The sequence below is a fragment of the Candidatus Nitrosotalea sp. TS genome, from assembly GCF_011319465.1.
Lineage (GTDB): Archaea > Thermoproteota > Nitrososphaeria > Nitrososphaerales > Nitrosopumilaceae > Nitrosotalea.
On the sequence record NZ_RCMB01000004.1, the window covers coordinates 57,707 to 65,193 of the forward strand.

Sequence of the window (7,487 nt, forward strand, 5' to 3'; positions counted from 1 at the left end):
ACAATTAAGTATGTCTTTTTCAATAATTCTTTGATCTATAATACTGATTCAATGAAGACGTTATCTTTTTTTGAATAATTTTTACAGTTTATCTCTGAAACACAGTGAGAAGATCAGGCAAGGCCTTTGCGGCAGAAGAGCGAATTGAAAGGCTCATGCTTGTAGACATTGGTGTCTCTTCTGGGTTTACTTCAATCACGATGGCTCCATTTTGGCGTGCATATGCTGGTAAAAGATTTGCAGGAGATACAGCAAGTGAAGTACCAACCACAATCATCACATCACAAGAGCTTGCCTGCTGCATTGCTGCATGCCACACATCCTGCGGTAATGACTCTCCAAACCACACCACATCAGGTCTTAGAATATTTCCGCATTTGCAAATAGGTGGAAGTTCAGAAAAGCCTGTCACTATGATATCTTTAAAATCACATACAGTGCATTTGATTGTAATAATGCTGCCGTGGAGCTCGTAAACTTTGGTACTTCCAGCTCTCTGATGCATACCATCAATGTTTTGCGTTAACACATGAACGGGCCTGTATTTTTCAAGCTCTGCCATTGCAAGATGACCAGGATTTGGTTTTGCAGCAAGAATGTTTGTTCTTCTTTCTTCATACCATTCCCAGACAAGCTTTGGGTTTTCATAAAATGCATCTATTGTAGCAAGTTTCATTGCGTCATATTTTCTCCAAAAGCCATCCTTTCCCCTAAATGTTGGAATTCCACTTTCCTGAGAAATTCCTGCTCCAGTGACAAAGACTATTTTTTCTGCTTGACGCAGTCTATCGGCAACTGGTCCAAACATGTCACTTGATGTTTATCTCTAAAAGATCCTTTGCGGCAATTACGGAATCATGCACCGTCTTTGCCTCTTCTATTAACTCATCTGCATTTTCATATCTTGCCGAAAAATGTGTTAAAATAAGATTTGTTACTCCTGCTTTTTTGGCAAGCTCTGCAGCCTCTTTTGCAGTAGAATGATAGTTTGCTATTGCCTTATCACGCAATGTATCAGAATATGTGGAATCAAATGTGATATAGTCACAGCCCTTGAAAAATTCTTCCAGTTTCTTTGTAGGCCTTGTATCTCCTGATATGCCTATCTTTCTACCCTTTCTGCTCTCTCCCATTACGTCAGATGGTTTCACAGTCTTGTTTGCTACTTTTACCTCATTGCCATTCTGAAGCTCTCTCCACAGTTTTCCTTCAGGTATTCCAAGATGCTTTGCCTTCTCAGGATAGAACTTGCCTGGGCGGTCATTCTCAGAGAAGAGGTAAGAATATGCTGGTATGGAATGCTCCGCTTCGCAAACATGAACTGTATATGCAGGGTCATCAAAAACTGGTCCTTCCTTTATTCTAATAATTCTAACAGGAAACGTAAGTCCAAAGTTTAATATCTTCAAATTTGTTGCAAGAAACTCTTCAATTCCTGTAGGACCAAAGATGTCTATTGGTTCGGTTCTATTCTGAAGTGACATTGTTTGCAACAGGCCAAGAATTCCAACACAATGATCCCCATGTAAATGCGTGACGAAGATCTTCATTTTTTTATTCCATCCAAGCTTTGCCTTTTGGAATGCAATCTGGGCACCCTCTCCTGCATCAAACATCAGTATCTCCTTGTCTAAAACTAGACATGTGCATGTCATTCCGCGCTCTGCTGTTGGTTGAGCAGCTGATGTACCCAAGAATACCAGTTTCATCTTACAACAATAACCCTTGTTAGACTCTTATGCCTATAGATTTCGTATTTCTTTGCTTCGCTTAGCTCTGTGATACCTGTTCCCTTCTTGTATACCAGTACTAATTTCATTTTCTTTGGTACCACTGAGAGGAAATCTTCAATTATTTTTTTTGGTGGAGCAGATGATCTTGAAGCAGTTCCATATGGAACATCCGTAACTATGGCATCTATTTTTTTCTTGATCTTTGGTATGAATTGATAGGTAGAATTTACAACCAGCGGATCATATCCATTATCAGCAAGATTCCTTCTAGTGATATTGCACATGTCAGAATCAAAATCAATTCCAATAGAGTGCATTCCCATAGATTCAGCTTCAAGTAATATGGTACCGGTTCCACAGAACGGGTCGCATAAAGTATCGCCCTCTTTTAGCTGTGACAAGTTAACCATGCACCTACTAAGCTTCCAATCAAGCTCAGTTGGATATTTGATTGTCTTTTTTGGCCTTTTGGGCGTCATTATACCATCGGCATAGCCAACATATCTTGCCTTATCAGTAATGATTAGGTATACGATAAGTGATGGGTTTGAGAGAGATACACTACAACCCCATCTTGATTTCAGTATTGTTCCAACGTCTCTTTCAATATTGGACACATTGATCTTTTTTGAAGACAGGTTAAATGCTCTGCAGACAAATGATTTTGGGTTCTGTACAGGAACATCTATCTCAGAAATGTCATCGAGCATGCCAGAAATATTGCCACAAGCTCTAACAAATGTGGCCCTCTGAGCTATTTTCTGCCATGGCACGTTGGATTTTATGATTACAAGTTTGGGCTCTATCGAACATGTTGTTTTGACATCATAGCTTTTTGATATGGAAATTACTTCATCTACACCAAGTTCTGGGTGTTCACCAGATAATACGAAAAAACTCTGTGGCATTCAGCTGATTGCCTTTACTATTACAGGGGAGACATCTACCATGCTTGTCTTGCCAGGTATGGTATTTGTGCTAACTATTCTTGTAACTCCAGATTTTCGAATCTTTCTTTCGGCATCTCCTATTAGAAGAGCATGAGTACAAGTTGCGTATATCTTACCGCACTTTTGTTTTTTCAAATGTTCTGCAGCTTTTACGATGCTACCGCCAGTACTTATCATATCATCAACCAAAATAATGTCTCTGTTTCTTACTTCATAATGATTTTTTGATTTTATAATGACTTCTCCGGTTTTTCTATCTCTGTGTTTTTCTAGTGCAATATAGTCTACTCCCATCATGTTTGCAAAATTTTTTGCCCTCTCAACTCCTCCCATATCTGGAGATACTACAAGTGGATATTTCAGATGCAATCTCTTGAAATATTTCACAAGCTCTCCTATGGCAGTAACATTTTTCGTTGGTATCTGGAAATGTTTCAGCGCCAGAATGCTGTGAATGTCGACTACAATGATTCTTGTTGCGCCTGCCACTTTGAACATCTTTGCAACAAGAGACATGGTGACAACTTCTCCTGGAAGAAATTCTCTGTCTTGTCTTGCATACCCCATGTATGGAATTACCACATAAACCTCAGAAGAATATTTTTTGGCTTGTGAGACTAGAGCCAAAACACGAACAAGATTAGAATCGACAGGAGGATATACCGAGTGAACTACAACTATCTTTCCCTTTGGTTTTGTCTTCAAAGTAATCTTGCTTTCTCCATCTGGAAAGACTCGCAATTCGCAGCCGATGTATTTTGATTTTAATTTTGATGCTATTTTTCTAGCTAGATGATCAGATGAAGACTCTCCAATAACTGTAAAGCTAACCAACAGACTCATCGAGCAAAGGGCTATTCTTAAGTTTTGAGGAATTTTAGCATGGCAACATCGAGTATGTTTAAAGAAAGCCATTTACAAAATAAGATGAATGGAAAACCGCATCGTTTCCTTTCTCCCAAGCGCAACTGAGATATTGTATGAGCTTGGGGTGGGAGACCAAGTATTTGCAGTAACACATGAGTGTAATTATCCGTCAGAGGCAAAGACCAAACCAAAAGTGATTCACTCTGTCTTTGATCCAGAAAAGATGACAAGTCAAGAAATTGACAAAAAAGTAGTGGATCTCATGAAAGCAGGCAAAGACATCTATGTACTAGATGAACAAGTGCTCAAAAATGCAAACCCAAATCTCATTGTGGCCCAAGGCATATGTGAGGTCTGTTCACCCTTTACCAAAGAAATCAATAAGGCAGTTGCCATACTTGGAGTAAAGCCAGAAGTTCTAATCTTAGATCCAAGAAACCTCGGTGACATACTTGATAATATAATCGAGGTTGGCAAAAAAGTAGGAAAACTAGGTGAATCACAAGCTTTTGTTTATGACCTGAGATCTAGAGTCAAAATTATACAACACAAACAGAAGATTGTACGACCACAAGTTCTCTGTATTGAATGGCTTGATCCGCTGTTTACTGCTGGTCATTGGGTCCCACAGATGGTAGAACTAGCAGGAGGAATAAACGGAATCAGTGCAACAGGAGATCAGTCAAGAAGAATGGAACTAGATGAGATTGTCAAGTTTGATCCAGACATAATTGTGCTTATGCCATGTGGCTTTGACGTAAACAGAACCATGCAAGAATATGAAAAACTTGCAGACAAGGAGAAATGGAGATCATTGAAGGCAGTAAAACAAGGCCAAGTTTATGCAGTGAATGCAAACGAATACTTTAGCAAACCAGGACCAAGAATTGTGACAGGACTTGAGATCTTGGCAAAAATAATCAATCCTGATACGTTCAAAGATTTACAGGTTCCAAAGAATTCTATCCAGAAAATAGAGTCTGAATTGTAAAAATGTCCCGACATCCTCATTGGGTAGGTGTGAGGATGTAAGTGACTCCAAATGCTTGGTAACATTTACTTGTTATGTCTTTTATTTATCTTGAATCAACCTTTCACTTTCTTATTCTAAGATTTGAGAATATCATGAGCCTATGGAAGACTTTGATTAATCTGTCATCAATTAGTGGTATGGTTGCAATAGATGAGTAATTTGTATTCAAACGGATACGAAAAATTACAAATTAGGAGACATGTCGGATAGATCATTGGATCTAGTATTTTCCGATATTCATGCAGATATTCATGCTCTAGATACTATACTTGGCATAGCGTCAAGTCCAGAGTTTACAAAAAAGTATGGCACTTTTTCAAGAATAATAAATCTGGGAGATATCCTTGAAAGGGGAATCCATCCAAAAGAGGTCATTTCAAGATTAAGGTCATTTGAAACGAACTATCCGCTTTCTTCTGTAATGGGAAATCATGATGAAGCATTTTTGTATAATAGGTTGATAGGTGGAAGTTCAATTGAGAGCATGGACGCACATGCAAAACTAAACTCAGAAGATCTCTCTTTTTTCAAAGAAAATAGTGATGGAACATTTGGAAACCAAGAATTTATTGATAAAAAACACGGCCTTTTTTGCGTCCACGGAGGTCCACTTGATCCTGAAAAAATAAGGCCAAAAACCACTTCAAGCGAAGAAGCTTGGCTATACCAAAAGTCTTGGCAGAGGCTAACAGAAGAAGACTTTGAATTCTTCACTTATTCTGGGTATCATTACAAGGCATCTTCTGCTTTTGATGAGGCCAAAAAACATGTGAAAAACCCTATCATTTTATGTGGTCACCAACATAGAGAAGAAACAATAACGATGCAGGATAATCTCATTCGTAGTATTTACCCCTCCTTGAACGTAGTAAAGGAAAAGTTTTCAGGTCGCATTCTTGAGAGTAAGGAAATTGAAATAAACTCTTCTAACAATTATCTTATCAGATTGGGTATTGGTGGGCCTGCAGGTCACTATGTAAAAGACTCCGAGGTTCCTCATTTTGCGATTGTTCAATATGACCCAAAAAAGGTAATTTTGTTTACAGTATATACCTGACCTAGGATAGAATAAACTATGAGTGCCACAGAAATACTAAGAAACGACCACAAACAGATGCGTCGTCTTGAAAAGATAATCATTCAATGTTATACGAAACTCTATGCTGAACAAAACATTCCGTTCTCAGATCTAGAAAAAATAGTTGTAATCATGTCTGAATTTCTCGATGCCATTCATTATTCCAGAGAGGAGGATGCATACTTTGCCTGCGTTGGAAGCTATGGATCCCTAAAAGAAGAGATACAGGCATTTATGATCGAGCATGAATTTAGTCGTCGCATTGCAAATAACATTTCAGGATATTTACAGAAATGGAAAGAGGGAGAAAATGAAAGAGAACCTGTTGCAAGGTTTCTTAAAACTTATGCAATTTATCTAAATGATCATATGACAAAGGAAGACAAGTTTTTCGACACTGCAGAAAAACAAATCTTATCTCCTGAAGAGGAAAAAATGATGTATGAAGAATTTCGTGCAGTTAATGCTGTTGTGGCAAAACTTGATGAGATGATCAAGTCCTTAGATTATCTGGAACAGACTAGCTGGATGAAAAATTAATAGTCTTCAAAGATAGATTTTACTTTTGGATACAATGAAACTTTGCATTGTTCTAGTTTGTATTTTTGTTGCATGATCTGGGTACGAATCCACAATTATTATATATCATCACCTTAGTATGCAAACTATACATAATATCATGAGTACCATTGTAAATCTACGAGTGCATATTGCTCCAGTAGGCTTTGAGATTGATAGAATTGCGATCACTGCAAAGCAGATGAAAGCAGACAGAGTCTGGCTTTTGATGCATGGCGAGCCTGCAAAGGATAGGGCTCAAGGTTATATGGAAAAGATAAGGGCGCAATTGAGAAAGGAAAAGATCGAAGTTCATGTAGAATATTCGGATAGATTTGATCTCTTTAAGATACTCAAGTCAGTTAGAGAAATTGTAGAAAAAGAGAAAGATAATGATATTTTTGTAAACTGTTCTTCTGGCTCAAAAATTCAGGCAATTGCATGTATGATGGCATGTATGATGTTCAAAGGAAAAACAAAGCTTACCCCATATTATGCAGAGCCAGAAAGTTATGCTAGTGTAAAGGGAGAACAACTTTCTTCAGGACTAAAGACTGTTGTAAAGCTACCTGCATATGAAATTCACACACCAAAACCAGCATTGATTCAGGCATTAAAAATAATAAAGCAAAATGGTGGTAAAATAACAAAGAAAGAAATGGCAAGACTTGCAGAGGAAAAAAAATTAATTGTGATAAATGCAAAAGAGGAAAACTTTCAGCAAGCCAGGTTTGCAAGCCTCGACAAAAACATAATACAACCGCTCTTAAATGAATGGAAATTTGTTGAAATTGAAAGGATAGGGAGAACTCGCTGGATAAAGATTACACAGGAAGGAAACGGTGCAGTTGAATTTCTTATCTAGATCCTCTTGTGGCAAGCTCTGGTTTTAATGTCCAGACAACTCCCATTGCTATGAAAGGAATTGAAACTATTGCTGCAATCTCTAGGTATACTTTGTACTGTTCTGGGTGTTGAGGATCAGGATTTGACCACAAAAATGGTACTGGTAAAGCTGCAGCAAACCATACTATTGCTAATGTAATGATTATCTTAAGCGATTGTTTCCTCTTGGCGTCCATGTCATGAGTAAGGGGTGGTTCTATTAATTTGATATGGCTGATTTACTTTGTTGTGACTCCGCCGTCTACTGACAGAATTGCTCCTGTAACCCATGACGAATCCTCCGATGCAAAGTATAGTATGGCCTTTGCAATATCTTCTGGGTTAGCCAATCCTTCCTATTGGGTGCTCAGCTATTGCCATAT

9 protein-coding genes and 1 pseudogene are annotated in these 7,487 nt (G+C 38.1%); 4 read left to right on the forward strand and 6 right to left on the reverse strand.

Annotation, left to right across the window (positions count from 1 at the left end; genetic code table 11):
* Window positions 1–88: 88 nt before the first annotated feature.
* The 4 genes from DYY67_RS02110 to DYY67_RS02125 are packed head-to-tail and all read right to left on the reverse strand — an operon-like array spanning window position 89 to window position 3,517.
* Window positions 89–808, reverse strand: coding sequence for an SIR2 family NAD-dependent protein deacylase (locus DYY67_RS02110; RefSeq protein WP_166390349.1), 720 nt, complete (start codon window positions 806–808; stop codon window positions 89–91).
* A gap of 1 nt (window position 809) precedes the next feature.
* A complete protein-coding gene (gene rnz / locus DYY67_RS02115) occupies window positions 810–1,709 on the reverse strand; it encodes a ribonuclease Z (RefSeq protein ID WP_166390351.1) in 900 nt (299 codons plus the stop codon).
* Window positions 1,706–2,641 (reverse strand): DNA methyltransferase, encoded by a 936-nt coding sequence (locus DYY67_RS02120; RefSeq protein ID WP_166390353.1) that lies wholly within the window; start codon window positions 2,639–2,641, stop codon window positions 1,706–1,708. Before DYY67_RS02120 ends, rnz begins: the two co-directional genes overlap by 4 nt.
* Entirely contained in the window at window positions 2,642–3,517 is an 876-nt protein-coding gene (locus DYY67_RS02125) for a ribose-phosphate diphosphokinase (RefSeq protein WP_166390355.1), read from the reverse strand.
* A gap of 97 nt (window positions 3,518–3,614) precedes the next feature.
* On the opposite strand from DYY67_RS02125, the gene DYY67_RS02130 reads away from it, so the two are divergent.
* From DYY67_RS02130 to DYY67_RS02145, 4 genes are all read left to right on the forward strand, one after another.
* Complete coding sequence (locus tag DYY67_RS02130) at window positions 3,615–4,541, forward strand: cobalamin-binding protein (protein ID WP_166390357.1); 927 nt, start codon at window positions 3,615–3,617, stop codon at window positions 4,539–4,541.
* A gap of 241 nt (window positions 4,542–4,782) precedes the next feature.
* Entirely contained in the window at window positions 4,783–5,640 is an 858-nt protein-coding gene (locus DYY67_RS02135) for a metallophosphoesterase (protein ID WP_166390359.1), read from the forward strand.
* Between the two features lie 18 nt (window positions 5,641–5,658).
* A complete protein-coding gene (locus tag DYY67_RS02140) occupies window positions 5,659–6,201 on the forward strand; it encodes a hemerythrin domain-containing protein (RefSeq protein ID WP_166390362.1) in 543 nt (180 codons plus the stop codon).
* Window positions 6,202–6,340: 139 nt separating this feature from the next.
* The gene (locus tag DYY67_RS02145; RefSeq protein ID WP_255492676.1) at window positions 6,341–7,084 is read left to right on the forward strand and encodes an HFX_2341 family transcriptional regulator domain-containing protein; all 744 of its coding nucleotides are present in this window, start codon (window positions 6,341–6,343) and stop codon (window positions 7,082–7,084) included.
* On the opposite strand, the gene DYY67_RS02150 is transcribed toward DYY67_RS02145, so the two are convergent.
* Together DYY67_RS02150 and DYY67_RS02155 are read right to left on the reverse strand one after the other, a co-directional pair.
* Window positions 7,077–7,301 carry a hypothetical protein gene (locus DYY67_RS02150; RefSeq protein ID WP_166390366.1) on the reverse strand — a complete coding sequence of 75 codons (225 nt, stop codon included), beginning with the start codon at window positions 7,299–7,301 and terminating at the stop codon, window positions 7,077–7,079. The genes DYY67_RS02145 and DYY67_RS02150 overlap by 8 nt on opposite strands.
* Before the next feature lie 42 nt (window positions 7,302–7,343).
* Window positions 7,344–7,487: pseudogene (locus DYY67_RS02155) on the reverse strand (SDR family oxidoreductase); the annotation flags it as partial.

What these genes read in the sequence shown, in the direction of transcription:
- DYY67_RS02120 (WP_166390353.1), bottom strand. Translation starts at nt 2,641, where the DNA reads ATGCCACAGAGTTTTTTCGTATTATCTGGTGAACACCCAGAACTTGGT.
- DYY67_RS02130 (WP_166390357.1), top strand. Translation starts at nt 3,615, where the DNA reads ATGGAAAACCGCATCGTTTCCTTTCTCCCAAGCGCAACTGAGATATTG.
- DYY67_RS02145 (WP_255492676.1), top strand. Translation starts at nt 6,341, where the DNA reads ATGAGTACCATTGTAAATCTACGAGTGCATATTGCTCCAGTAGGCTTT.
- DYY67_RS02150 (WP_166390366.1), bottom strand. Translation starts at nt 7,301, where the DNA reads ATGGACGCCAAGAGGAAACAATCGCTTAAGATAATCATTACATTAGCA.
- DYY67_RS02135 (WP_166390359.1), top strand. Translation starts at nt 4,783, where the DNA reads ATGTCGGATAGATCATTGGATCTAGTATTTTCCGATATTCATGCAGAT.
- DYY67_RS02140 (WP_166390362.1), top strand. Translation starts at nt 5,659, where the DNA reads ATGAGTGCCACAGAAATACTAAGAAACGACCACAAACAGATGCGTCGT.
- DYY67_RS02110 (WP_166390349.1), bottom strand. Translation starts at nt 808, where the DNA reads ATGTTTGGACCAGTTGCCGATAGACTGCGTCAAGCAGAAAAAATAGTC.
- rnz (WP_166390351.1), bottom strand. Translation starts at nt 1,709, where the DNA reads ATGAAACTGGTATTCTTGGGTACATCAGCTGCTCAACCAACAGCAGAG.